17 protein-coding genes, 2 tRNA genes, 2 rRNA genes and 1 pseudogene (1 of these 22 cut by a window edge) are annotated in these 24,911 nt (G+C 60.3%); 13 read left to right on the top strand and 9 right to left on the bottom strand.

All coding sequences use genetic code 11. The features are described 5' to 3' along the window. Positions 1 to 466 precede the first annotated feature (466 nt). The 4 genes from JQ575_RS13555 to JQ575_RS44585 all read left to right on the top strand — a co-directional run bounded on the left by JQ575_RS13555 (position 467) and on the right by JQ575_RS44585 (position 1,787). The gene (locus tag JQ575_RS13555) at positions 467 to 781 is read left to right on the top strand and encodes a bacteriocin class II family protein (RefSeq protein WP_212033686.1); all 315 of its coding nucleotides are present in this window, start codon (positions 467 to 469) and stop codon (positions 779 to 781) included. 29 nt (positions 782 to 810) lie between these two features. Next, the gene (locus tag JQ575_RS13550) at positions 811 to 963 is read left to right on the top strand and encodes a hypothetical protein (protein ID WP_212033685.1); all 153 of its coding nucleotides are present in this window, start codon (positions 811 to 813) and stop codon (positions 961 to 963) included. Positions 964 to 1,041: 78 nt separating this feature from the next. Further along, positions 1,042 to 1,272, top strand: coding sequence for a hypothetical protein (locus JQ575_RS13545; RefSeq protein ID WP_212033684.1), 231 nt, complete (start codon positions 1,042 to 1,044; stop codon positions 1,270 to 1,272). A gap of 179 nt (positions 1,273 to 1,451) precedes the next feature. Next, positions 1,452 to 1,787, top strand: coding sequence for a GGDEF domain-containing protein (locus JQ575_RS44585; RefSeq protein ID WP_249166638.1), 336 nt, complete (start codon positions 1,452 to 1,454; stop codon positions 1,785 to 1,787). Between the two features lie 208 nt (positions 1,788 to 1,995). Here the strand turns inward: JQ575_RS44585 and JQ575_RS13535 are convergent, their stop codons facing one another. Beyond that, complete coding sequence (locus JQ575_RS13535; protein ID WP_212033683.1) at positions 1,996 to 2,694, bottom strand: hypothetical protein; 699 nt, start codon at positions 2,692 to 2,694, stop codon at positions 1,996 to 1,998. 280 nt (positions 2,695 to 2,974) lie between these two features. On the opposite strand from JQ575_RS13535, the gene JQ575_RS13530 reads away from it, so the two are divergent. The 4 genes from JQ575_RS13530 to JQ575_RS13515 all read left to right on the top strand — a co-directional run bounded on the left by JQ575_RS13530 (position 2,975) and on the right by JQ575_RS13515 (position 6,908). Further along, a complete protein-coding gene (locus JQ575_RS13530) occupies positions 2,975 to 3,322 on the top strand; it encodes an integration host factor subunit alpha (RefSeq protein ID WP_212033682.1) in 348 nt (115 codons plus the stop codon). Between the two features lie 734 nt (positions 3,323 to 4,056). Further along, a complete protein-coding gene (locus tag JQ575_RS13525) occupies positions 4,057 to 5,037 on the top strand; it encodes an ABC transporter substrate-binding protein (protein WP_212033681.1) in 981 nt (326 codons plus the stop codon). Between the two features lie 350 nt (positions 5,038 to 5,387). Continuing rightward, the gene (locus JQ575_RS13520; RefSeq protein ID WP_212033680.1) at positions 5,388 to 5,750 is read left to right on the top strand and encodes a hypothetical protein; all 363 of its coding nucleotides are present in this window, start codon (positions 5,388 to 5,390) and stop codon (positions 5,748 to 5,750) included. A gap of 183 nt (positions 5,751 to 5,933) precedes the next feature. After that, a complete protein-coding gene (locus tag JQ575_RS13515) occupies positions 5,934 to 6,908 on the top strand; it encodes an ABC transporter substrate-binding protein (protein ID WP_212033679.1) in 975 nt (324 codons plus the stop codon). 803 nt (positions 6,909 to 7,711) lie between these two features. Here JQ575_RS13515 and JQ575_RS13510 read toward each other — a convergent pair. Beyond that, positions 7,712 to 8,497: an MOSC domain-containing protein gene (locus JQ575_RS13510; RefSeq protein WP_212033678.1), complete on the bottom strand. Its 786-nt coding sequence runs from the start codon at positions 8,495 to 8,497 to the stop codon at positions 7,712 to 7,714. Positions 8,498 to 8,717: 220 nt separating this feature from the next. On the opposite strand from JQ575_RS13510, the gene clpB reads away from it, so the two are divergent. Next, positions 8,718 to 11,357, top strand: coding sequence for an ATP-dependent chaperone ClpB (gene clpB, locus JQ575_RS13505; RefSeq protein WP_212033677.1), 2,640 nt, complete (start codon positions 8,718 to 8,720; stop codon positions 11,355 to 11,357). Between the two features lie 137 nt (positions 11,358 to 11,494). Here the strand turns inward: clpB and JQ575_RS13500 are convergent. From JQ575_RS13500 to JQ575_RS13470, 7 genes and pseudogenes are all read right to left on the bottom strand, one after another. Beyond that, positions 11,495 to 13,114, bottom strand: a pseudogene (locus JQ575_RS13500) (hypothetical protein). Positions 13,115 to 13,260: 146 nt separating this feature from the next. Then, positions 13,261 to 14,268, bottom strand: coding sequence for an ABC transporter ATP-binding protein (locus JQ575_RS13495; protein WP_210337426.1), 1,008 nt, complete (start codon positions 14,266 to 14,268; stop codon positions 13,261 to 13,263). Further along, positions 14,261 to 15,232: an ABC transporter ATP-binding protein gene (locus tag JQ575_RS13490; protein ID WP_212033676.1), complete on the bottom strand. Its 972-nt coding sequence runs from the start codon at positions 15,230 to 15,232 to the stop codon at positions 14,261 to 14,263. The genes JQ575_RS13495 and JQ575_RS13490 overlap by 8 nt, the downstream gene beginning before the upstream one ends. A gap of 14 nt (positions 15,233 to 15,246) precedes the next feature. Next, complete coding sequence (locus tag JQ575_RS13485) at positions 15,247 to 16,953, bottom strand: ABC transporter substrate-binding protein (protein ID WP_212033675.1); 1,707 nt, start codon at positions 16,951 to 16,953, stop codon at positions 15,247 to 15,249. Positions 16,954 to 16,983: 30 nt separating this feature from the next. Further along, entirely contained in the window at positions 16,984 to 17,880 is an 897-nt protein-coding gene (locus JQ575_RS13480) for an ABC transporter permease (protein WP_212033674.1), read from the bottom strand. After that, a complete protein-coding gene (locus JQ575_RS13475; protein ID WP_211994099.1) occupies positions 17,880 to 18,836 on the bottom strand; it encodes an ABC transporter permease in 957 nt (318 codons plus the stop codon). The genes JQ575_RS13480 and JQ575_RS13475 overlap by 1 nt, the downstream gene beginning before the upstream one ends. 210 nt (positions 18,837 to 19,046) lie before the next feature. Beyond that, positions 19,047 to 21,119: a M23 family metallopeptidase gene (locus JQ575_RS13470; RefSeq protein WP_212033673.1), complete on the bottom strand. Its 2,073-nt coding sequence runs from the start codon at positions 21,117 to 21,119 to the stop codon at positions 19,047 to 19,049. A gap of 873 nt (positions 21,120 to 21,992) precedes the next feature. On the opposite strand from JQ575_RS13470, the gene JQ575_RS13465 reads away from it, so the two are divergent. The 4 genes from JQ575_RS13465 to JQ575_RS13450 form a co-directional block, all read left to right on the top strand. Then, positions 21,993 to 23,483: ribosomal RNA gene (locus JQ575_RS13465) — 16S ribosomal RNA — on the top strand. Positions 23,484 to 23,705: 222 nt separating this feature from the next. Next, positions 23,706 to 23,782: transfer RNA gene (locus JQ575_RS13460), tRNA-Ile, on the top strand. 55 nt (positions 23,783 to 23,837) lie between these two features. Further along, positions 23,838 to 23,913: transfer RNA gene (locus JQ575_RS13455), tRNA-Ala, on the top strand. Positions 23,914 to 24,341: 428 nt separating this feature from the next. Next, positions 24,342 to 24,911 (top strand): 23S ribosomal RNA (locus JQ575_RS13450); it runs 2,275 nt beyond the window's last position. The 16S and 23S rRNA genes sit together here with 2 tRNA genes alongside, the layout of an rRNA operon.

The following is a 24,911-nucleotide window of genomic DNA, read 5'->3' as shown; positions in this document are numbered from 1 at the left end:
CAAGACGAGGCTAATTCAATCGTTGATATGTACCTATACTTAGCGACAGCGCGTTTTTTGTGGTGTCATCACCATCTAGATAGCCTCCTTGACCAGCGAGCATTTGATAACGGAGATTGATTGCGTCCATGGCGAAGCCAAGGCCCATGCCTCCGCAAACTATCCTATCGGACCGCGAAAGATGCTTCGTGGGTGTACATAGTGGATGAACAACGCCACGGCCTATTAGCTTCACGGTGTAAGTGAAGGCTTCACCTGTCCGGTTACTTGGAAAGGCAATGGCGCTTTCTTCGACTAGATATTTCGTTTTGTTGACATCGAAAGTGGTTTGCGTCCAGCGACCGCTATTCCACGAGAACCCGACAGCTTGATCGGCTACGCAGATGAAGCTTTCTGTCGCCGCAGGAGTGCAAACCAAACAAGCCAATGCCCCGCTTGTAGATCAGTCCTCATCGCAGCCGCCGCGATGCCATCACGGCTGCATCGTCACCATGTGGGATTTTTCACAATTATCTTGTTCCGCAGGGAACAGCGCCGCCAGAGCTTATCGGTCATCGTCGCAATCAGCCGAGGCAATGGTGCCATCGGGGACGAGAAACGGGAGAACGACATGGAACGGGAATATCAGATTGAGACAACCGAACTGAAGGATGAGGAACTGGAAGCTGTGAACGGCGGAGCAATCAACTTCGGTTCCGGTTTCGGCAAGCTTGGCGTTGCCTTGAACGCGGCGCAAGGAGGAAGCAAAGCCGCAGCCCTTTATTGGCTGATCGCCGGATGATCCCACAGGACAGCAACGGGAGACGTAACATGGAACGCACGAATGAGAAGTTGACCAAAAAGACCGACGAACTGCGGGTCGAGGACTTGGACGAGGTGAGCGGCGGTTGGTGGTTATACGTACGCATCGACCTTCGGAGGGGAGACGTGAGCATCGATGGCGGACTCGGCACGAAACGGTGACCTGAAAACGACGTGCAACCGGTGACCATTGGCGGGCTTGCCCGCCATTGCATCGGTGACAGAAACGGGAGAAGTGACATGGAACGGACTTACGAGCAGACGGATAGCGCAATTCGCGAACTGAAGAGCGACGAGTTTTCAACGGCAGAACTCGAAGAAGTGGCGGGCGGACTTATAGGACTTATAGCGGTGGCAACCGCTGCCGGTTCGACCACAATAGGTAGCCACTTGGTGCCCGAGGGCGCTGCCTCAGCTGTTACCAATTATTTTAAATGGCTCTACACAAATCCTTTTGAAGGTCGGAAGTAACCGCAGGGACGACGTAAAAACTGAGAAGTGATGATAGCGCGCCGCTAGCATAGGGCTATGGTCACATTGATTGAGCGATACCTCGCGCTACTATGCTTTGTAACTGCACTTGGTAGATGCGCGTTCATCGGACTGTACGGCGCCCGCTTCGTGAAGCGCTCTACAAGCGCGGGAACGAATTGAAGGCTGCCTATGCACGAATTGAAGAGCTTGCACAAATTGACGAACTGACTGGCGCGTTGAACCGCTGCTATATTATTCAGGCACTGAATGATGAAATAGCGCGAACACAACGTGCGGGGACGGTGTGCTCGATCACGAGCATCGATATAGACTACTTCAAGCGGATTAACGACGCGTATGGCCACCCGGCCGGTGATGAGGTTCTGCGAAGCTTCGCCATAGCGCGAACTGCAAATTTGCGAGGGATCGATAAGCTTGGGTGCTACGGCGGCGAGGAATTTCTTCTAATTTTGCCTGGCAGCACCAAAAGAGCAGGCCAGCGCCGCTATTGATCGGCTTAGGCTCATAATCGCTGCTCTCGATAGGAATGCAATTTCGGAAGACCTTAGTGTTACCATGTCGGTTGGTGCGGCTCAACGAGGATGCGTTCTGATAGTAGGCGCAGAGCGGAAGGCGTGGTACACGGTCAAGCCGACGTTTTGACCCAAGCGAACGCTAAAGGCCAGATGCGAGCTATCCGTGACGCACTGGGTGTTAGTGTTAGCGTTGCTTGTTCTTTTGGAGCCGTCGTCTCATTCTTGGGCGTTTGGCGGATGACCCGGTCCGGCTTGGGCGGCCGTCGCTCCAAGCTGGAACCTCCTGGCTTCGGGTCGCGCTCGCGGTACCGTCGTTCCTCGGGAAGGGATTAGTTCGGTGCACGCTCAACGCGGCCAGATCGCGATTGGTCAGAAAGGCGATCTTCGCTGGAGGCGTCGCAACTAGCTTGCCGATAATAGAATGCGGTATTCCGAGTCCGACTAAAAACCGCGACATCTGAACGGTAGCCCGGGCGCTGTCTGCGTCTTCCTTCCCGCGATCGTTGGAAACAGAATGTACTCCGATCCTGCAGCCGCGGCACATGTACCTTTCTTTCGCGGCGAAGAAGATGAAGGCACACACCGAGTCGCATTCCTTAGACGCGTACACGATGAGGCCCCTGTCTCGAACGACCCGCGCGATGTCGATGCCGTCTTCGAGCGAGCCGCCTCCGGACCTGATCTCCAACCCCACAACTGCTCCGTTTTGCAGGATCGCTTTCAATCGGCCGTAGTCTCCTACTCTTACGTCACCGCGCAGTCTGAGGACGACCCCCGCGTCCGTCGCAACGCTCTTTATCTGAAAAGCGCTGGCTGGATGGCCAAGCGCGACCAGCACTAGAAGCGCGGCCAGCTTGAGTATTACTCTCGCTTTGAGCATCATCGAGGAGTCCGACATTTGTCTCCCGGGCCCCTAATCAATGATCGTGTCTCCCTAGCTCCGAAACCATGATCGGCCCGGGCCGCCGCGGCATCTTGATTTATGTCAAAGGTAGTCTACGTGCATTTTTTGGTGCTCACTTAAGTGCTAAACACGACAATAAGGATGTCCGCTTATCGGGGACGGTGATCTCAGGCTCATCGTCCGATCCCAGACTGTAGCGCTGGACGGTTGACCGGAATACCTGGCCGCCTATTATTTGGGTCGAGCTTGGGGGCAGCAGATGACAAGTAATAGCGTCTCGCGCGTCGATCTCTACGAAGCCGTCTACCGAGAGGTAGGACTTTCCCGATCACAGTCTCAGGCTATGGTCGAACTCGTCTTGAAGGAGATCATCGCCAGCTTGGAGCGGGGCGAGACCGTTAAGCTCTCGTCGTTCGGATCGTTCTTGGTACGCAAGAAGAAGCAGCGCGTCGGCCGCAACCCGAAGACCGGCACCGAGGTGCCAATTTCGCCGCGACGCGTGATCGTATTTAAACCGTCGGCGATCCTGAAACAGCAGATCAACGGAAAGCGATCCGGTAGCGAGGCGCCAGTCGCCCAGTTGCGCTCGTCAGCGCCGGCCCGCTGAGACCGCGCTCCGGATGACCGCTATTGAAACCGAAGCGGACATCGGACGCTGCGGTTGTAAGCGCTTAAGGTGTTAAAGTCGTCGGCGGGCACCGTTCCCTTCGCGTCTCGTCGTCACAAGTTTCCAATCTAAGAAATGATAAGGCCCGGTCCATTCGTGGACCAGCGCGGCGCACCTGCCGCAATGAAAGTCACCGGAGCACTGCGCCGGCTGCTCTTGCTGGCTCGCCGTGTAGACCGTCGCGCAGTGCGGACAGGAGAAATGGACGATCAGCCGGGCGTCGTTCCTCATCCTCCAATAATGGACCTTGATTCGGCGTTTTTCCAGCGCGAAGTCCACGACCGGGAAGCGCGATCGTACCGCCATCACCCGACCAGCCGAGGCCCGTCCGATTGATCAAAGTTTTAGCGGTGCCGCTAACGCAGGTAGGCAACGCGGCTCTGGTCGAGCGGGAAGCCACCGCCTTGCCGCTTGATCACGCCTTCAGCTTCAAGCTTGCCGATTGTAGGTCCGGGTGCGGCGGGCGATCAATGGGGGCGGCGTCAGTCGTCGTGTCCGTTCCTGTTGCGTCGCGGCAGGATAGCTCACTTCCGCTTTCGGCAGCATAACGGTCATGGGGGGGCTGGCTGCTGGCTCGACCTTTGGTCGAGAATGACCGAAGCGGGCATCGGCCTCTTCCAGAATGCTTGGCTTAGCCGCTACAATGCCTCGTCCCTGAGCCCTTGGTGGTTAGCATGAGGCGGCGGACGTTTATCAAGATTGTCGGCGGCGCGGCTGTTACATGGCCGCTTGCGGCGCGCGCGCAACCATCCGGGAAGGTTTACCGGATCGGCTTCCTCGGCGTGACCTCGCAAGCAGAATACGCACGCTTCGTCGAGCCACTGCGAGTGGGCCTTCGCCAACTCGGATACGAGGAGGGCAAGCACATTGTCATCGAGTATCGGTGGGCCGAGGCCAGATACGACCGCCTTCCCGAACTCGCGGCCGAGCTGGTGAAACTCAACGTCGATGTAATCGTAACGCATAGCACACCCGGCTCACGAGCGGCCAAACAAGCGACCTCGACTGTTCCAATTGTGATGGCTGCTGTCAGCGACCCAGTGGACACCGGACTCGTGGTCAGCCTCGCCCGTCCGGGTGGGAATCTGACAGGCCTTGACATTTTTCTTCCCGAGATCGCCACCAAACGGGTCGAGTTGATCAGGGAAGCCATTCCGACGCTGATCCGGGCTGCCATTCTCGTCAATCCTGCCAATCCCTCGCATCTGATGGCTCTAGCGGCCGCCCAGCGCGCTGCCAGTGCGTTGGGACTAGAGTATGTCCCCATTGAAGTGAAGGCGCGCGACGACATTGCTGCTGCGATTACCTCCTTGGCGGCACGGCCAGCTTCGGCGCTCGTAGCTATCGATGACCCGCTGATTATTTCCAATGTCAAACAAATCGCGGGCTTCGCTTTGAAGAACAGATTGCCGCTGATTGGGTTCAAGCCTTTTGCGGAAGCGGGCGCGCTGATGGAGTATGGACCGGATGTTAGAGACCTATTTTATCGTTCGGCGGCTTTCGTAGACAAGATTTTGAAGGGCACGCCGCCGGGAAGTTTGCCCATTGAGCGGGCCGTGAAATTCGAGTTCATAGTGAACCAGAAGACCGCCAAGACACTCGATGTCACCGTTCCGCTAACTCTAGTCGCCCGCGCCAATCAGGTAATCGACTGAACGGCTAACACTGTCGCGACTGGCACAAAGAGGACATGGCGTAGCGCTGCGGAATTAGGTCGCTTTCGGCGCATAGCGGACATTGAGTAGGCCGCACCGCAATCTCCACTTATGGGAACCGTGTTGCCTTCCCTGAAGCTGCAACCACGGATTTTCTCGCGCCAGATATGGTCGATGGGTGCGGTCGCGCGGTCCCCCGTTTTCCATACGTCCCCAAAGACCCGGGATGCTGATGAAGGGGGGACCGCCGGCCACCGCCATGCGCACACGCATGGGTTGGCAAGCATCGAAACACACGGCATTCTAACCAGCGGGCAGGAAACCGGGCACCCAAGGCGGGGGTTTGAACGATGGCCAATCGCGTCGCAGAGGTGAACCGCGAACTGCGGTTGCGCGGCATCGCCGAGAAGCTGGCACGTGGCAAAGGCCAGTACTACTTCCGCGACGGCGAAGCATCGAACTGGCTCTCATCGTCCGTGGCGGTCTTCAGCGCCGACCGGCTGTCGGTTAAGGAGTGGCTTGGCGAATGGTCGGACCTGTCGGGCAAGCCGGTGCCCGAGCGGATTGCTGATCGCCCCGCGACCAAAGAGGTCTGTGCATGGTTCGCCAAGTGCGAAAATCCCGCAGTAACCACCCGCCCGCATCCCATGCTTGGCCGTGTGCCTATCTGCCAGCGTTGCGCCGACAGGGTTCTTTCCGGACTAATTAGTTGATCCCGGACGGATTGATCTTGTCCAGTATCCGACGTTAGAGGCAGACGATGTCCGCTTGCTCGGACAACGCAGACATCCACCGCAAGGACGCGACTGCCGCTTTTGATCCGACACGGACATGGACCGCCTTGGACCTGCGTCAAAAATTGCTTACCATCGGGGTGTTTAGAGTGAGGACTGACCATGCGGCGACGCGAGTTCGTAACTCTTCTCGGCGGCGCGGCAGCGTGGCCGATCATGGCGAGAGCGCAGCAGCTCGGGGTGCCGCTACCGCGCGTCGTCCAACTCTCACCGGCTGACAATCCGTCACAAGCTGATGGAACCCGCAAATTGTTGCGCGAACTCGGCTATGTCGAAGGGCGCAATATTCAAATTGAGTTTCGAAACGCCGGAGGAAATGCTGATGCACTCCTGACGATGGCGGAAGAGGTGGTGCGTGAGGGTGGTGTAGACGCCATTATTGCGATTAGTACGCCAGCTGCGCTGGCCGCCTACAGGGCAACTGAGACCATTCCGATTGTCGCCCTCGTCGCCGTTGATCCGGTCGGGTCGGGGCTGGCGGAGAGCCTTGCTCATCCCGGTCGCAACGTAACCGGCATCGCGGTTTTTTCTGAGGAAACTACTATCAAGCGCGTCGAGCTGATGCGGGAGGTTTTGCCTCGCGCGGTTCGTCTTGGGACGGTGACTACAAAGCTTACTAATGGCCCACAGAGCCTTGCACCAGTTCTGGAAACCGGCCGCAAGCTCGGTTTTACGGTTCAACCAATCCACCTTGATGACCCCGCCAATCTTGCAACGGACTTAAGTACGGAAGTTTTGTCCGGGTTTGACGCACTTGTGTTTGTCCCAGATGCAATAGTCAGCGCTCACATGGCTGAAGTCATCAAATTGGTAAGCTTGGGTGGCAAGGCTGCGATTTTTCCTTCACCCGACTGGGTTGCCAATGGCGGCTTTATGTCTTTTGGGCCCGATTTTGCAGATGCTTCGCGTCACTTGATGTCACAGCTTGATCGCGTTCTGAAAGGCAAGAAGCCAAGCGACTTACCCTTTGAACGTCCCACCAAATTTGATCTCAGGATCAACCTTCGGGTGGCAATAGCTTTGGGTATCGAAATATCTCCGATGGTCCTCGCGCGGGCGGACCAGGTAATCGAATGAATGAAAGTTAAAACTTCCGCTGTTTGAAACCAGCCCCGATGTCCTTCTGGCGTGATGCGAACATCGGAAGCCCCGCGCGCTCATCACCACGATCAATGACGACGGCATCATCGGCGCGCCGGTTCGGCGCGGGCAGTCGATGCAGTGACAAGCAACGATTTTCTTGGATGTTCTTCTGGAAACGAGAGCGTGACCGCACCGCAACTGCATCTGGCGTTGTTGCCCATCGGGAAAGTCCCCAACCCTCTTCCGAGGTTTTGGAGCTTAGCGCCGCCAAACGGCGCTGGAAAAACCAGCACGTGCCGACGGACAGGCGTCAGGGGCGCCCGCGGGAAGGCCGTACAGCGCGCATCCCGCAGATTTTTCACAACAATTTACAGCTCCAGCGGATCGGGACACAAACGAGGACACATCGGCCATACTGTATTGATTTAACTATGCTTTTTATGTCCATGCTATTCCTTGCGCAGGGAAGGCCGGGTGTTCTCCGCTGCCCTGTATGCTCGTGTGCAGCCTTTTTAGTGCAAACCACACACGGGACCGCGGGTGCAGCGCGCACCCGGTCTTCCCTGCGCCCTCTGTTTTCGAGGGCGGGAAGTTTCCAGCAAAGCTCGGGCGCGATGCGCCGCGAGAATGCGGCCACACATCCCCGTCGTCCCGGACAAGCGAAGCGCGATCCGGGACCCATAACCACAGGGAGAAGTTTTGCGAACGATCTCTTTACTAAGCCTTATCGACAGATCACGCGGTATGGGTCCCCCGATGCGCAATTGCGCATCTGAGTTCGCCGGGACGACAGCAACTCACAACAATTCCGGCTGTTCCGCCATGATGGCATCACCGACGGCGATGCTGCCGCCCGTCGTTACTTCGGCATAGATGCCGCAATCGCCGTGACCGAGCCTGCGCTGCAGCGCCTGCGGGATGGCGAGGTCGCGCTCCGCGGTATCAGGGTCGACGTTAACGGCGGCGCAGCGGACGATCCGCTTCACCACCTTGAGCCTGACATCGCCGATCGCGATCGTGCGGTCGAGCAGGTCGAACTCGTGCCAGGCCGGCCAGCCCTCGACATAGAGGTTGGCGCGGAAGCGCAGGGGATGGACGGGGTGGTCGACCATGTTTTCGATGGCGCGGACGCTGGCGAGATTGATGATCGAGACCACCTTGCGGGCGACGTCGGAGAAACTGTGGCCGGGGCTGGTCAGGACTTTTGGCGGCCCCTTGATCTGGCCGGCATAGCTGGTGGCGAAGAACTGCTCGATCGCGGCCCGGCCCTCGGCGGTTTCGAGGTTGCCCTGGGCCGCGACGGCGCCGTTGTGGCGGATGGTCAGCACGTGGCTGGCATCGTCGAAATGGGTCTGCAGCGCCGCCAGCCAGCCGTCCCGCTGCAGCATCAGGAAATGCGGTTTTGGCAGCCATTTCGGCTCGGCCGGATCGAAGCCGGAGGGGCCGTTTTCGATGGCGTAGCGGCGGTCGAACAGCAGGGTCTCGCCAGCGGTCAAGGCCGCACGCGGCAGCGGTTCAGGGGTCAAGCCCTTGACGGGATAGCGGTAGATACCGGTGATCTCAGGGGGTTTTGGTGCGGTCATCCGGCCTTTTAAGAGATTCTTTTGCAGCCTGCCACTACGCTGAAATTGCAAAATCGGCTCTTCCGTTTCTGGCCTGACATGCCCACATTTGCGTCAAGCCTGAAATAGCGGCGACGACCGCCGGCTGGTTGAGGAATGTCAACGCGGCCGCGCGGAAACCCAATGAAGATGCCGCGTCTATGCCTTCGGGGTAGGGGTGGCAGGCCGAGGGAAGTGAAGAATGAATATTGAGAAATACACCGAGCGGGCGCGCGGTTTCATCCAGTCTGCGCAATCGCTGGCCGTGCGCGACGGCCATCAGCAATTCTCCCCGCTGCACCTACTCAAGGTGCTGCTGGACGACAGCGAGGGCCTTGCCGGCGGTCTGATCGACCGCGCCGGCGGCAACTCCCGCGCCATCCTCAAAGCCACCGAGGATGCGCTGGGCAAACTCCCGAAAGTATCCGGCAGCGGTGCCGGGCAGGTCTATCTCGCCCCCGAACTGGCGCGCGCCTTCGACGCGTCGGAAAAGGCCGCTGAAAAGGCCGGCGACAGCTTTGTCACCGTGGAGCGGTTACTGCTGGGCCTCACGCTCGAGAAAGGCAGCGAGGCCGCGACCATCCTGAGCAAGGGTGGCGTCACGCCGCAGAACCTCAACGCGGCGATCGAAAGCCTGCGCAAGGGCCGTACCGCTGACAGCGCCACGGCGGAAAATGCCTATGACGCATTGAAAAAGTATGCCCGCGACCTCACCCAGGCCGCGCGCGACGGCAAGCTCGATCCGGTGATCGGCCGCGACGAGGAAATCCGCCGCACCATTCAGGTGCTCTCCCGCCGCACCAAGAACAATCCCGTGCTGATCGGCGAACCCGGCGTCGGCAAGACCGCGATCGTCGAGGGTCTGGCGCTGCGGATTCTGAACGGCGACGTTCCCGAGAGCCTGAAAGACAAGAAGCTGCTGGTGCTTGACCTCGGCTCGCTGATTGCGGGCGCCAAATACCGCGGCGAGTTCGAGGAGCGGCTGAAGGCCGTGCTGGCCGAAGTCACCTCGGCCGAAGGCAGCATCATCCTGTTCATCGACGAGATGCACACGCTGATCGGCGCCGGCAAGGCCGACGGCGCGATGGACGCGTCCAACCTGTTGAAGCCGGCGCTGGCGCGCGGCGAACTGCATTGCATCGGCGCCACCACGCTCGACGAATACCGCAAGCATGTCGAAAAGGATGCCGCGCTGGCGCGCCGGTTCCAGCCGATCTTCGTTTCTGAGCCGACGGTCGAGGACACGATTTCGATTCTGCGCGGCCTGAAGGACAAATACGAACAGCACCACGGCGTGCGCATCACCGATTCCGCGCTGGTGGCCGCCACCACGCTGTCGAACCGCTACATCACCGACCGTTTCCTGCCCGACAAGGCCATCGACCTGATGGACGAGGCCTCGGCGCGGCTCAAGATGCAGGTCGATTCCAAGCCGGAAGAACTCGATACGATGGATCGGGAGATCATCCGGCTGAAGATCGAGCAGGAGGCGCTGAGGAAGGAAAGCGATGCCGGTTCCAAGAGCCGCCTGCAGACGCTGGAAAAGGAACTCGCCGAGCTCGAGGAGAAATCGGCGGCACTGACGGCGCGCTGGAGCGCGGAGAAGAACAAGCTCTCCGACGCCCAGAAGCTGAAGAGCGAACTCGATGCCTTGCGCATCGAACTCGCCAACGCGCAGCGCCGCGGCGAATTCCAGCGCGCGGGCGAACTGGCCTATGGCCGGATTCCCGAGCTGGAGAAGAAGCTTGCCGACATCGAAGCCAAGGAGAACCCCGGCGAGATGATGGAAGAGGCGGTGACCGCCGACCACATCGCGCAGGTGGTATCGCGCTGGACCGGTGTGCCCGTCGACAAGATGCTGGAGGGCGAAAAGGACAAGCTGCTGAAGATGGAGGGCAGTCTCGGCCAGCGGGTGGTCGGTCAAGCCGAAGCCGTGCGTGCGGTCGCGACCGCCGTCCGCCGTTCGCGCGCCGGCCTGCAGGACCCGAACCGCCCGATGGGCTCGTTCATGTTCTTAGGGCCGACCGGCGTCGGCAAGACCGAACTGACCAAGGCGCTTGCGGAATATCTGTTCAACGACGAAACCGCGATGGTCCGCCTCGACATGTCCGAGTACATGGAAAAACACTCGGTCTCGCGGCTGATCGGCGCGCCTCCGGGCTATGTCGGCTATGATGAGGGCGGCGCGCTGACCGAGGCGGTGCGGCGGCGGCCCTATCAGGTGGTGCTGTTCGACGAGATCGAAAAGGCGCATCCTGACGTCTTCAACGTGCTGCTGCAGGTGCTCGACGACGGCCGGCTGACCGACGGTCAGGGCCGCACCGTCGACTTCCGCAACACGCTGATCATCATGACCTCGAATCTTGGTTCGGAGTTCCTGGTGAACCAGCCGGAAGGCGAGGACACGTCTGAAGTGCGCGATCAGGTGATGGGGATGGTGCGGGCACATTTCCGCCCCGAGTTCCTCAACCGGGTCGACGAGATCATCCTGTTCCACCGCTTGCAGAAGAGCGAGATGGGCCGGATCGTCGAGATCCAGTTCGCGCGGCTGCAGAAGCTCCTGGAAGAGCGCAAGATCACGCTTACGCTGGATGCCGCGGCGCGCGACTGGCTCGCCGCCAAGGGCTGGGATCCCGCCTATGGCGCGCGTCCGCTGAAGCGGGTGATCCAGCGCAATTTGCAGGATCCGCTGGCCGAGATGATCCTCGAAGGCTCGGTCGCCGACGGCGACCGTGTGGTGATCTCCAGCGAAGGCAACGTGCTGACCTTCAACGGCAAGGCGCCGCAGACCGCCGAGATCGCGACCTTCGAGGCGCCGATCCCGAAGCGTAAGCTGAACTGAGTGGTCCGCGATAACTCAACGATGTCGTCATGCCCGGGCTTGTCCCGGGCATCCACGTCCTGGCCGCAAATGAAAGAAGACGTGGATGGCCGGGTCAAGCCCGGCCATGACGGCGTCGATGCCGGCGAGCCGTGCCGTTACTTCCTCACCACCTTGTAAATCGCATTCTCCAGGTCCGACGAGAAGTAGATCACTCCGGATGCGCCGACGCCGACGCCGGTCGGGATGTTGGACGGCAATCCGCCGGGGGCAGGGGCGAGGCCGATCGGCAGGTTGCCGGCGATCTCGGTGACGGTCCCGTCTTTCGGATTGATTCCGACAATGCGCCTGGCGCCGACTTCGGCGACGACCAGCATGCCGTCCGGCCCGAGCGCGATGCCTTCGGGCATTTTCAGATCCTTGGCAATGATTGTCTTCTCGCCATTGGTACCGATCTTCGACACGCGGCCGGCGAAGGCTTCCGTGACATAGACCGCGTCGCCGGATGCGGTGGCGGCCATGCCGACCGGTCCCTCGAGGTCGCCGATCAGAACCGTGCGGTCCTTGCCGTGCTCGCCGCTGGCGCGGACCAGCGATTTAGTGCCGAGTTCGTTGACCAGAATGGAGCCGTCACCGAGTTTGACGGCGTCGTGCGGTGCCTTGAAGTCGTGGAGCATCTCCCTGGTCTTGCCGGTCTTGCGGTCGATCAATTGCACGGTGCCGGTGAACCAGCTCGACAGGATCACGTCGTCGCCCCTCGCGGTGGCGCTCATCGGATATTCCAGCGTCACGCCGTCGGCATGCATGCGCGCAGGCTCGGAGACCTCGCCGGTGGCGCCGTCGACGGTGCGGTAGGCGAACACGCGGCGACATAGAGGGTGTCCTTGCCGCCGTCGGACACGACGCCGATGCCGCCGGGCAGCGCCAGTTTGCCGATGATGACTTGCTTGGCAGCACCGGTTTCCGGATCGACCTCCTGGATGCCGTTATCGGCCATGTTGGAAACGAAGATTCGGTCCTTGTCATCGATTGCGAGGTTGTCGAGCGAGGGCTTGAGCTGCGCCACCATTTTCTTGGCGCCGGACTTCGGATCGACCCGCACCAACGAGCGCGGTGTCCACGACCCAGAGATTGCCCTTGGAATCGAAATTGACCGCCGCCGGAATCTTGAAACCGTCCGCGACCACAGTCAATTCCGCCTTGTCGACGTCGACCCTGGCGACCTGGCCCTTGAACCAGAGCGGGCCGTAAAGCTTGTCGTCCGGCCCGAACTCGAAGCCGTTGAGGCCGCCCATCTTCTCCATGATCTTGCGCGGCGGCTTGGCGCCCTCGACATCGATCTCATAGAGCGCGTCGCCGAGGAACACCTGCGTCGCGTACAGCCGTCCATCCTTGCGGAACGCGAGCGAGTTGATGCCGGGCAGGCCGGAGGCCAGCTTCTTGACCGGGCCGTCGCCCTTGCGCGAATAGAGGTCGCCGGTCAGAAATGCGGTCCACGCCATGGTGCCGTCGGGAGCAAAGGCGATGTCGTCGGCCATGCCTTCGGGCGAGGCAACCGCGATCTTGGCGGTGCCGTTCGCGCGATCGACTTCGTAGAGCGCCGCACCCGCGACGCTGCCGGCGAACAGCCGCCCGGCCTTGTCGATGCCGAGCCCATGGACACCGTGAAACGCCGAGCCTGGAACGAGTTTGGTAACTTCATATGTCTGCGCCAAGGCGCCGGTGGCAAGAAACACTGCCGCAGCCACAGTCGCACCGAATGCAAGCCTGCTCGTCATGACGCTACCTCCCGTTTTTTATTATGGAGGTGAGTATTCGTTCGCCCGTGCGGTTTGGCAAACAAAACTTGTCGTTGCGGCCGGGCCTGGCTGCCACAAAAATGACAACGCGCTAAGAACCCGACCGTTGCGAATTTTACGAAAGTTCAGCCTGCATGGAGATGACAGGCGACCGCGCGTCCCGGACCGAGTTCGCGGAGCGGCGGCTGATCGGTCTTGCACACCGCCATGGCGCGCGGGCAACGGGTGTGGAAGCTGCATCCGGGCGGCGGCCGCAGCGCGCTCGGCACTTCACCTGAGATCACCGCACGCGGCCGGCGCGCCTCCACCTCGGGATCGGCGACGGGCACCGCCGCCATCAGGGCTTCGGTGTAGGGGTGCAGCGGATTGCGATAGAGATCGTCGCGGTCGGCGATTTCGACGAGGCGGCCGAGATACATCACCGCGATGCGCGTCGAGATGTGGCGGACGACAGCCAGGTCATGCGCGATGAACAGATAGGTCAGCCCCAGCCGCTCCTGCAGGTCCATGAACAGGTTGATGACCTGCGCCTGGATCGAGACGTCGAGCGCGGACACCGGCTCGTCGGCGATCAAGAGGCTCGGCTCCAGCGCCAGCGCGCGGGCGATGCCGATGCGCTGGCGCTGGCCGCCGGAGAATTCATGCGGATAGCGATCGGCCATGTCGGGCAACAGGCCGACGGAGGCGATCAGGGACGCGATCTTGTCGCGGGTCGCCGCCTTGTCGCCATCGAGGCCATGAACGGCCAGCGGCTCGCCGACGATGTTGCGGATCGTCATGCGCGGATTGAGCGACCCATAAGGGTCCTGATAGACCATCTGCATCCGGCGCCGCACACCCAATAGTTCGGCGCCGCGGTGCGGGGCGATGTCCTGTCCCTCGAACACGATCCTCCCGGCGGTCGGCGTCAGCATCCGCAGTACTGCTAGTCCGGTAGTCGATTTGCCGGAGCCGCTTTCGCCGACGAGGCCCAGCGTCTCGCCGCGCCGGATGGTGAACGAAACGCCGTCGACCGCTTTGACGGTCGCGACCTGGCGCTGAAGGATGATTCCCTTGGTGACCGGGAAATGAACCTTCAGATCTTCGACCCGGAGGATGGTATCGACGGATGGCTCGGGCAGCGCGTCAGACATGGGCGAAACACGCTTTGGCGTGACGGTCGGCGACCTGAACCAGTTCAGGCTTCGCGGTTCGGCATTGTTCCAGGACCGAGCGGCAGCGCGGCGCGAAGGAACAGCCGGGCGGCAGGCTGGCCAGATCAGGCGGCTGGCCCTCGATCGGCATCAGGCGCCGCCCGCCGCCGCCATCGAGGCGCGGGACGGAAGCCATCAGGCCTGACGTATAGGGATGCCGTGGCCGGGCGTAGAGCTCGCGCGCCGGCGCGACCTCGACGATGCGGCCGCCATACATGACCGCGACGCGGTCGGCGTAGCGGGCGACGACGCCGAGATCATGGGTGATCAGGATCAGCGAGGAGCCGGTCTCACGCGTGACTTCCTTCAGGAGGTCGAGGATCTGCGCCTGAACCGTGACGTCGAGCGCCGTGGTCGGCTCATCCGCGATGATCAGGCGCGGCGCGCAGGCCAGCGCCATTGCGATCATCACGCGCTGGCGCATGCCGCCGGAATACTGGTGCGGATAGGAGCCGAGCCGGCTCGCGGCATCGCCGATGCGGACGCGGCCGATCAGTTCGGTCGCAGCCTCATAGGCTTTGTCCCACGGCGTGCCCCGATGCACGTTGATCGGCTCGGCGACCTGGAGGCCGACGGTCAGCGCCGGATTGAGCGAGGACATCGGTTCCTGGAAAATCATCGCGATCTTGTTGCCGCGGACCGCGCGGATGCCGGGATCGTCGAGCTTCAACAGATCCGTGCCGTCGAACAGGATCTCGCCGCTCTCGATCCGGCCGGGCGGATTCGGGATCAGGCGCAACACCGAGAGCGCGGTCACGCTCTTGCCGGATCCGGACTCGCCGACGATCGCGAGCGTCTCGCCGGGATCGACATGAAACGAGACGCCATCGACCGCGGTCACGGTTCCGCGCTCGGTGCGGAACCGCGTCGTCAGGTTTTTGACTTCCAGCAGTGGGCGCGTCATCGCCGCTCGTCCGCTCAATGGCCCATCTTCTTCTTGAGTTCCTGATCGACCCAGATCCGGGCGTAGATCGGCCCGGGACGAACGGCGCCGGCGCGAAGTTCGCCGGCATAGTTCTTCACCCAGGGCCACCAGGCCGTGAAGATATAGGGGGTGGGAAGCCAAATGTATGGCGCCTTGTCGACGATCTCGCGGGTGATATCGCGGATTATCTCGACGCGTTTTTCCTCGTCCGACGTGCGGTACATTTCGTCGAGCTTGGCGTCCAGCTTCGGATCGGACCATTGCGACGGGTTCCAGACCTCCTTGGTGAAGAAGCTCTTGTGCAGCGAGCGCGTCGGGTTGGTGTGGCCGTTGTTCATTAAATAACCGGCCGCGTTGGTCTTGGTGGTCATGGCGGAAAGAAACGCGCCATATTCCATGGTCTGGATTTCGATCTTGACGCCGACCTGCTCGAGATAGGCCGCCAGCAGCGGAATCAGGTCGATGTGATCGGGACTGCACGAGCAGACCTGCACCTTGAAGGTAAATCCCTTCGGCACGCCGGCTTCGGCCAGCAGCTTCTTCGCCTTCTCGGGATTGTAAGTGAACAGTTCTTTGACCGAGTCAGGCATGGCCGACAGCGGTTCGAAGTATCCGCCGTAATCGGGATGCTGCGGATAGGCGAACAGCTCGGCGTTGCCGCCGTAAAATTCCTTGACGATTTCCTGCTTGTTGACGGCGAGGTTGAGCGCGCGGCGGACCCTGATGTCGTCGAACGGTTTGGTATCGACGCGCATCGCAAGGAACGTGCCGCTCATGTTGAGCCATTTCGACCACTGCAATTGCGGCGCGCTCTTCTTCAGTTCATCGACCGCCGACCACCTGATCGTCTCGAGGATGTCGAGCTTTCCGGTTCTCAGTGCGGTGAGGAACGTCGCCTCGTCCTTGATGGTGCGATAGACCACCTTGTCGACGAAGGGCAGCTTGTATTCGGCGCCCCCGATCTTCTCCTTGTCCCAGTAGATCGGATTCTTGGAGTAGGTGTTGGAGTTGCCCTGCACGAAGTCGGTCAGCATGAACGGCCCGGTGCCGTTGCCGTTCTTCCAGTTGGTGGCGCCGGCGTCGGCCATTTCCTTCGGGTAGATCGGCGAGTAGTAACCCCAGCCGAAGCGGTAGTCCCATTCGGCGTGGAACGAGTTGAAGGTGAACACCACGGTGTGGCGGTCGGTAGCCTCTACCTTGTCGACATAGGAGAAGTACCCGGCCTGCGCTTTCGGGCTCTTGGCGAGGCGATTATAGCTGAACACGACGTCTTCGGCGGTCAACTCGCGCGATTGCATCACACCCGGCTTGTCCGGGAACATGATGCCCTTGCGCAGGCGGATCTCGACGCGCAACGGATCCTTTTTCCACTCCCAGCTTTCCGCCAGTTCGCCACGGATGGCGTCGGAAGGCAGGTAGGCGTCGGCGTAGAATGGATGCTTGCCGCCGTTTTTCTTCGACTTCGAGAGGTCGGCGGCGAACAATTGCTCGAGATAGTTGCCGGTGTCGTGGTTGAGCTTCCAGTTCCAGTCGGCCGGGTCGAACGACAAGGCCGACAGCGTCACATAGACGGTGCCGATCTCGAGCGTGCCGCCATATTGCGGTTTTGCTTCGGTTTGCGCCGATGCCGGCATGGCCAGCGCCAACAGGATCGCGGCCGACCCGGCGGCCAGGCGCCAGGCGTTGCGAATAACACTCATTGTTTCCTCCTTTATTCTTAATTCAGCGACTTATCTTGATCCGCGCATGCGTGGGTCGAGCAGGTCCCGCAAGGCATCTCCGAACACGTTGGTGGCGTAAACGACGATCGTCAGACAAAGGCCCGGCGCCAGCGCCAGCCAGGGTCCCTGGAACATGAAGGTGCGGCCCGAGCCCGACAGCATGCCGCCCCAGGTCGGCGTCGGCGGCGGCACGCCAAGGCCGAGAAACGACAGGCCCGACTCGGCGAGGATCACGGTGCCGACGCGCGTCGTGAACAGCACGATGATCGGCGGCATGATGTTGGGCAGGATGTGCCGCCACAGGATGCGGCCGGTCGAGGCGCCGATCGATTGGGCGGCGTGCACATACATGTTCTCGCGCACCGACACCACGGCGGAACGAATGATTCGCGAGCCGGCGATGCCGAGCAGCAGGCCGAGCGTACCGATGATCTGCGGCAGGCCGGGACCGAGCACCGAGACCACGACCAGGAGGATGATCAGATCGGGAAAGCTCATCCAGGCATCGACGAAACGCTGCGTGATGAGATCGATCTTGCCGCCGAGATAGCCGGTGATGATGCCGATCACGATGGAGATGACGGTGGCCAGCGACGCGGCGGCAAAGGCGATGATGACGGAAATCTGGGCGCCATAGAGACAGCGCGAGAGCATGTCGCGGCCGAGATTGTCGGTTCCGAACGGATAGGCCCATGACGGCGCCATCAGGCGGTTGCGCGGGCTGATCTGGTTCATGCCATAGGGCGCCAGAACATCGGCGAAGATTCCGCACAGCAGGAACAGGATGAAGACGACGCCGCCGGCGGCGCCGAGCGGCTTCTCGCGGAACAGGCGAATCACAAAGCGGAGGACGCCGTTGCGCTCGGTCTTGCCGTTCGTGGCCGGAATATCGATCGCCAGCGTCATCAGCGGTATCTCACCTTGGGATCCAGCAGGCCGTAGCTCAGGTCGACGGCGAGATTGATCAGCATCACGCAAAGACCGATCACGAGGCTGACGCCGGTAATGATCGGGTAGTCGCGCTGGCTGATGGCGTCGAGCAGCAACAGGCCCATGCCGGGAATGACGAAGATCTGCTCGACGATGACGGCGCCGCCGATCAGGATCGGCGCCTGCAGGCCGATCAGCGTGACCACCGGGATCAGCGCGTTGCGCAGTGCATGCCGGATGACGACCAGCCGTTCCGACAGGCCCTTGGCCCAGGCGGTGCGGATATAGTCCTGGCGCAGCACCTCCAGCATCATGGTGCGGGTCAGGCGCATGGTGATGGCCGACAGCGCGGTGCCCAGAATAATCGCCGGCAGAATCATCTGCTTGAGATTCTGCAGGGGATTGTCGGTGAACGCGACGAAGTTCACCTGCGGCGACCAGCCCCACCAGATCGACGGGAACACCATCACCATGGTGCCCATCCAGAAGCTCGGCACCGCCAGCATCAGGATCGAGAACGAACGGGTGAGATAGTCACCGGCGGTGTCCTGCCGGATCGCAGAATAGATGCCGATCGGCAGCGCGATGATCAGCGCGATGATCAGCGCCATGAAGCCGAGCTGGAACGTGACCGGCAGCCGTGCGCCGAGCAGCTCGCGCACCGGCGTATTCTGCCAGAGCGAGCGGCCGAAATCGCCGTGAAAAAGGATGCCGCCGATCCAGTGAAAATATTGCAGCCACATCGGGCGATCGAGGCCGAGCGTTGCGATCAGCTGGTCACGCGAGAGCTTGTCGGCGCCGACGTCGTTCTGGGCGAGCATCATGTCGATGACGTTGCCCGGCACCAGCCGCACGATGACGAAGACAATCAGGCTGGCAAAGAACAGCGCCGGGACAAGCGCCAACAATCGCCGTGCGAGATATGCCTGCATCCTTCGCCGCCCCCCATCGTCTTCTTGCAACAAGAGTGGACTGCGTCCGAAATGCTCGCAAGCATTATCGCGACGCGCGCGATGCGATTTTGTCGCGGAGGAACTTGAGTGAAGTACGTGTGCGCGCAAAACATTCCGCGTCGCGGAACAGTAACGCGTGCAACTTCACGCTAACGAACATACGAGGTGAAAAGCCGGGAAGTTAAACGCTCAGCGGCTGACTTGCCGCACCGATGGCGCAGCGGTGCTGCCGGCGGCATCGGAGACACGCGCGGCGCCGCGATTGTTCATCTGGAGATCGAGACGATCGCGTTCCTTCTCGAAGCCCGCCATGACCGGGCCTTCGAGCGAGCGGCCACGCGGCAGCTTCACGCGCATCGGATCGACGAAGCGGCCGTTGACCAGGATTTCGTAATGCACGTGCGCGCCGGTCGACATGCCCGTCGATCCGACGAAGCCGATCACCTGGCCCTGACGCACCCGCTTGCCGGGCTCCATGCCCTTGGCGAATGCCGACATGTGGCCGTAGGCGGTCTCGTAACCGTTGTTGTGCTTCAGCTTGACGTATTTGCCGTAGCCGCCTTCCCAGCCGACTTTCTCGACGACGCCGTTGCCGGAAGCGAAGATCGGCGTGCCGTAAGGCGTGGCCCAGTCGACGCCGGTGTGCATCTTGGTGTAGCCGAGGATCGGATGGCGGCGTCCGCCGAAGCCCGAGCGCATGATCGCGTTGTTGACCGGTTTGCGCACCAGGAACTTCTTCGCGCTCTTGCCGGTCTCGTCGTAGTAGTCGACGACCGCGTCGTCGGGGGTCTGGAAGCGGTAATATTTCTTGGTTTCGCCGCCGACCGTGAGCGAAGCGAACAGCACCTCGGTCTTTTCGGTGATGGTCGCGCCGTCGTCCTCGCCGGCGAAGAACACGTCGAAGGAATCGCCGGGCTGTACCTTGCGCTGGAAGTCGACGTCGTAGGAATAGATCTTGACCATGTCCTCGATGACGGTGGCCGGCACCTTGTTGCGCAACGCGGTCTCGTAAATGCTCTGGTAGAGCCGGACGCCGGTGCCGTCATCCTCATCGTCGTCGTCATCTTTACCGGCGGCCGCCTCGGCGACGGTGTTCATGCTCTGCACGTCGACGGCGACGTATTTGCCGACGTCGGACAGCGCGGCAACGGCCTCGATGGTGGTTTCGTTGGCGACGACCACCCGGTAGGGCTGCAGCCGCACGCCCGGGCCGGGGGCGGCAGGGGCCATCAGAATGCGGAGTTTCTGGCCTTCCTTCAGGCCGCCGTCGCGGCCGCGGGCGCCCAGCGTTGCGGCGATCGCCTTGGCCTCGTCCGGCGTTGCCCCCTGATCGCGCAGGATCGAGGTGACCGTATCGCCCTTCTTCACGACGTGAATGCGCTCGTTGGAAGGGTTGCCGCCGGTGATTTGGTCTTTGGTCTTCGGCAGCAGCGTGACGTTTTCCGGCACCACGCGGGTTTCAAAGCCGGCATAGGGATCGGAGACGGTGCCCTCGGTGGCGTAGGCCAGTTTCATGTCGGACTGGACGCCGCTGGCATCGGCGGCGGCGTTCGCCAGCGCCGTATAGCGTACGCCGCCGGTGTTGCCGCGCCAGTTGGCGGCGTCCCGCACCCGCATCAGGACTTCGTCGAGGGCGACCACGGCGGCGAGTTTCGCCTTCGGCAGCACCGATGCCAGGTCCTTGGTGACGAAGGAGACCTCGGCATCGGGTTCGACGGCATCGGGGTTGTTCGGATCGTCGGCGGCGGCGGGGGTGGGGGCGCCGACATCGGTCAGCATGCGCTGGGCGTTGAATGGCGGGATTTTGGCGGAAAGGTCGCTCGTCGTCATCGACAAATTGCCGGAGATCCGGATGAACGGCCGAACCCGCATCACGTCGCGGTTGCCGACCCGGGTGACGGTCGAGACCCGCAAGACGTTACGCGCGGCTGTCGATTCGCCTGGCGGCGGCAGGCGGTCGCTCTTGTGCAGGCTGGCGGTACGATCGTTGGCGCCGAAAGCGCCGCGCAACGCGCCTTCGACGCGCTCCGGCACCTTGGCAAAGGTCATTTCGCCGTCGAGCGACGCGAAAACGGCGCCGCCGATGAGAGCTGCGCCGCACAGACCAGTCAGGATAGTGCCGCTAAACCATTGTACGGAGACACGGCGGCGGTCGATCACCGCGGCCTCGGTGCCATCGACGGAAAGCGGCGGCTCGTGACCGAGATCAATGATCCCGGTCTCGCGTCCATAGCCGCTTCCGCGTGACGCCTTCTGATTCAACCCGGTGTCCCCCCCAAATTCCATCAACATTCGACTAGACCTTCGCTCGATCCAGATCCGGTTTTGCCCTCCAATTAAGGAGGATCCCGGTGCACCGCGCGCCACACGAATCGATATTCGGGAATCAGAGGCCAGAAGACCGGCCGGAATCTCGAACGTCAATGATGTGCAGATCTCTCGATGTTTCTCGGCCGCGTGGGGAAAGGCGACGGGTTCATTGAAATCGCCGATCCCTGGTAGATGAACACCGGCAGCCCCCACTGGCATCCGGCGGTTCAATGCATACGTTATAGTCAGAACGTCGCAGGATTGTGGCTCAAGTACGGCGCAAGGCCCCCAAATATATAGACTTCTTGGGGTCCAAAATTTCTTCCACATCGTGCGACATTTTGTTGACGAAGGGCGTTGACAGGTCCGATCGGGTGGGCCTATAACCCGACCACTGAGCGCGGCGCTGCTTTGGCCCTGAGGCCAAGGCAAGTTGTCGCGCCCGTGAAGCTCCTCATTATGATGAGTGAATCAACAGCCGATACCAATCGGTTGTTATTTGCCGTCCGGTGAAGTTGCTTCCGGAACTCCCAGTAGTGGGAAGCTCCCAACCTTGGGAGATGGGTCCTTCGGGTCCCGGGCTGTTTGACAAGTGAAGATGAAGAAAGAGAAACGTGGACGGCGGAGTCCTTGCGGGCCTCGATTACTTGAATACACAAGTATTGAAGTGTTGGGGCCGGACGAAAGACTTCGGCGGTACACGTTTACATAGGTTACACCATCGTTGCCCATGATGTGAATCGTAGGCAGCTTGTCGGCTTCGGCCGGCAAAAAATGGTGGGACCTCGTCAAACGTTGTGATCAGCCGGTTTGAAGTTTCAAGTCCAACTTGAGAGTTTGATCCTGGCTCAGAGCGAACGCTGGCGGCAGGCTTAACACATGCAAGTCGAGCGGGCGTAGCAATACGTCAGCGGCAGACGGGTGAGTAACGCGTGGGAACATACCTTTTGGTTCGGAACAACACAGGGAAACTTGTGCTAATACCGGATAAGCCCTTACGGGGAAAGATTTATCGCCGAAAGATTGGCCCGCGTCTGATTAGCTAGTTGGTGAGGTAACGGCTCACCAAGGCGACGATCAGTAGCTGGTCTGAGAGGATGATCAGCCACATTGGGACTGAGACACGGCCCAAACTCCTACGGGAGGCAGCAGTGGGGAATATTGGACAATGGGCGCAAGCCTGATCCAGCCATGCCGCGTGAGTGATGAAGGCCCTAGGGTTGTAAAGCTCTTTTGTGCGGGAAGATAATGACGGTACCGCAAGAATAAGCCCCGGCTAACTTCGTGCCAGCAGCCGCGGTAATACGAAGGGGGCTAGCGTTGCTCGGAATCACTGGGCGTAAAGGGTGCGTAGGCGGGTCTTTAAGTCAGGGGTGAAATCCTGGAGCTCAACTCCAGAACTGCCTTTGATACTGAAGATCTTGAGTTCGGGAGAGGTGAGTGGAACTGCGAGTGTAGAGGTGAAATTCGTAGATATTCGCAAGAACACCAGTGGCGAAGGCGGCTCACTGGCCCGATACTGACGCTGAGGCACGAAAGCGTGGGGAGCAAACAGGATTAGATACCCTGGTAGTCCACGCCGTAAACGATGAATGCCAGCCGTTAGTGGGTTTACTCACTAGTGGCGCAGCTAACGCTTTAAGCATTCCGCCTGGGGAGTACGGTCGCAAGATTAAAACTCAAAGGAATTGACGGGGGCCCGCACAAGCGGTGGAGCATGTGGTTTAATTCGACGCAACGCGCAGAACCTTACCAGCCCTTGACATCCCGGTCGCGGACTCCAGAGACGGAGTTCTTCAGTTCGGCTGGACCGGAGACAGGTGCTGCATGGCTGTCGTCAGCTCGTGTCGTGAGATGTTGGGTTAAGTCCCGCAACGAGCGCAACCCCCGTCCTTAGTTGCTACCATTTAGTTGAGCACTCTAAGGAGACTGCCGGTGATAAGCCGCGAGGAAGGTGGGGATGACGTCAAGTCCTCATGGCCCTTACGGGCTGGGCTACACACGTGCTACAATGGCGGTGACAATGGGACGCTAAGGGGCAACCCTTCGCAAATCTCAAAAAGCCGTCTCAGTTCGGATTGGGCTCTGCAACTCGAGCCCATGAAGTTGGAATCGCTAGTAATCGTGGATCAGCACGCCACGGTGAATACGTTCCCGGGCCTTGTACACACCGCCCGTCACACCATGGGAGTTGGTTTTACCTGAAGACGGTGCGCTAACCCGCAAGGGAGGCAGCCGGCCACGGTAGGGTCAGCGACTGGGGTGAAGTCGTAACAAGGTAGCCGTAGGGGAACCTGCGGCTGGATCACCTCCTTTCTAAGGATGGTTCTTCAGAAGCTTGCTACTTGTAGCTTGCGGATATCGAACCGTTTTAGAAACATCAGTGGCCAACGATCGTCAGGATCGTTGAGCTGCATTGGCGGGATTTCGCCGTCTACGTTTCTCTTTCTTCGCGGACGAACACGCGCCAGGGGCTTAGCGCTTGTGCGATGCATCTGGCGTCAAGCCGGTGCGCGCCACTGCGGCCTCTCGTGTTAGGGGCTTGTAGCTCAGTTGGTTAGAGCGCGCGCTTGATAAGCGTGAGGTCGGAAGTTCAAGTCTTCCCAGGCCCACCACTTTGATCGAGCGCATCACGTCTCATGACCGACGTAAGCATTCGTCTTCTGGTACGGGGCCATAGCTCAGCTGGGAGAGCGCGTGCTTTGCAAGCATGAGGTCGTCGGTTCGATCCCGTCTGGCTCCACCAGATGGAATTGAAGATCGACAAAGTGGCCTGCTAACAAAGCGCAATTCAAATCGTCCGCGAAGCATCACTTCGCATGTCGTGTCCTACGGGATACGCGTGCGTGATTTCTGACATCGTAAAGAGGAGATTGATCCGAGTTTTGGGTCTGCAAAGCAATTTGCGGAGCCCAATTCATAATCTCCAGATCATTTCGGCGCTCGCGCATCGTAATTCATCGCAAGATGAGTGAGATGAGTGAGTTGTAAATGATCTTTTTAGCGAAGCTTGACCGCCTCGCTATCGGGTTGATCTTACGAAGCAAGCTGGTCTTTCTAATCATTGTCCGGCCGTGCATAGCATTCATCGAGGGTGCGCGTTTTGGGGTTTCGACCTCAAGGCAATTGTACGGACTACATTCTGCCGAGTGTGTGGACATTGATAATGAGAGCAATCAAGTGCCTTAAGGGTGTTCGGTGGATGCCTTGGCGCTGAGAGGCGATGAAGGACGTGCTACGCTGCGATAAGCCATGGGGAGCTGCGAAGAAGCTTTGATCCATGGATTTCCGAATGGGGAAACCCACCTTCGATAGCTGGAACTCCAAGATCTCGTATCTTGGGGTTTGAACAGCAATGTTTGAGACCAAGCCGTGAGGTTTTGGATTTCCAGTTATCAAGTGAAGGTATGAAATCTCTGAATACATAGGAGGTTTTAAGCGAACCCGGGGAACTGAAACATCTAAGTACCCGGAGGAAAGGACATCAAACGAGACTCCGTTAGTAGTGGCGAGCGAACGCGGATCAGGCCAGTGATACATCAAAGACAACCGGAACCTGTCAGGAAAGCAGGGCCTTAGAGGGTGATAGCCCCGTACGGGTAATGCGATGATGTATCCTTGAGTAAGGCGGAACACGTGAAATTCTGTCTGAACACGGGGGGACCACCCTCCAAGCCTAAGTACTCCTCAGCGACCGATAGTGAACCAGTACCGTGAGGGAAAGGTGAAAAGCACCCCGACGAG

The organism is Bradyrhizobium sp. JYMT SZCCT0428, from assembly GCF_018131075.1.
GTDB lineage: Bacteria > Pseudomonadota > Alphaproteobacteria > Rhizobiales > Xanthobacteraceae > Bradyrhizobium.
This window is presented reverse-complemented; position numbering and strand designations above follow the sequence as displayed.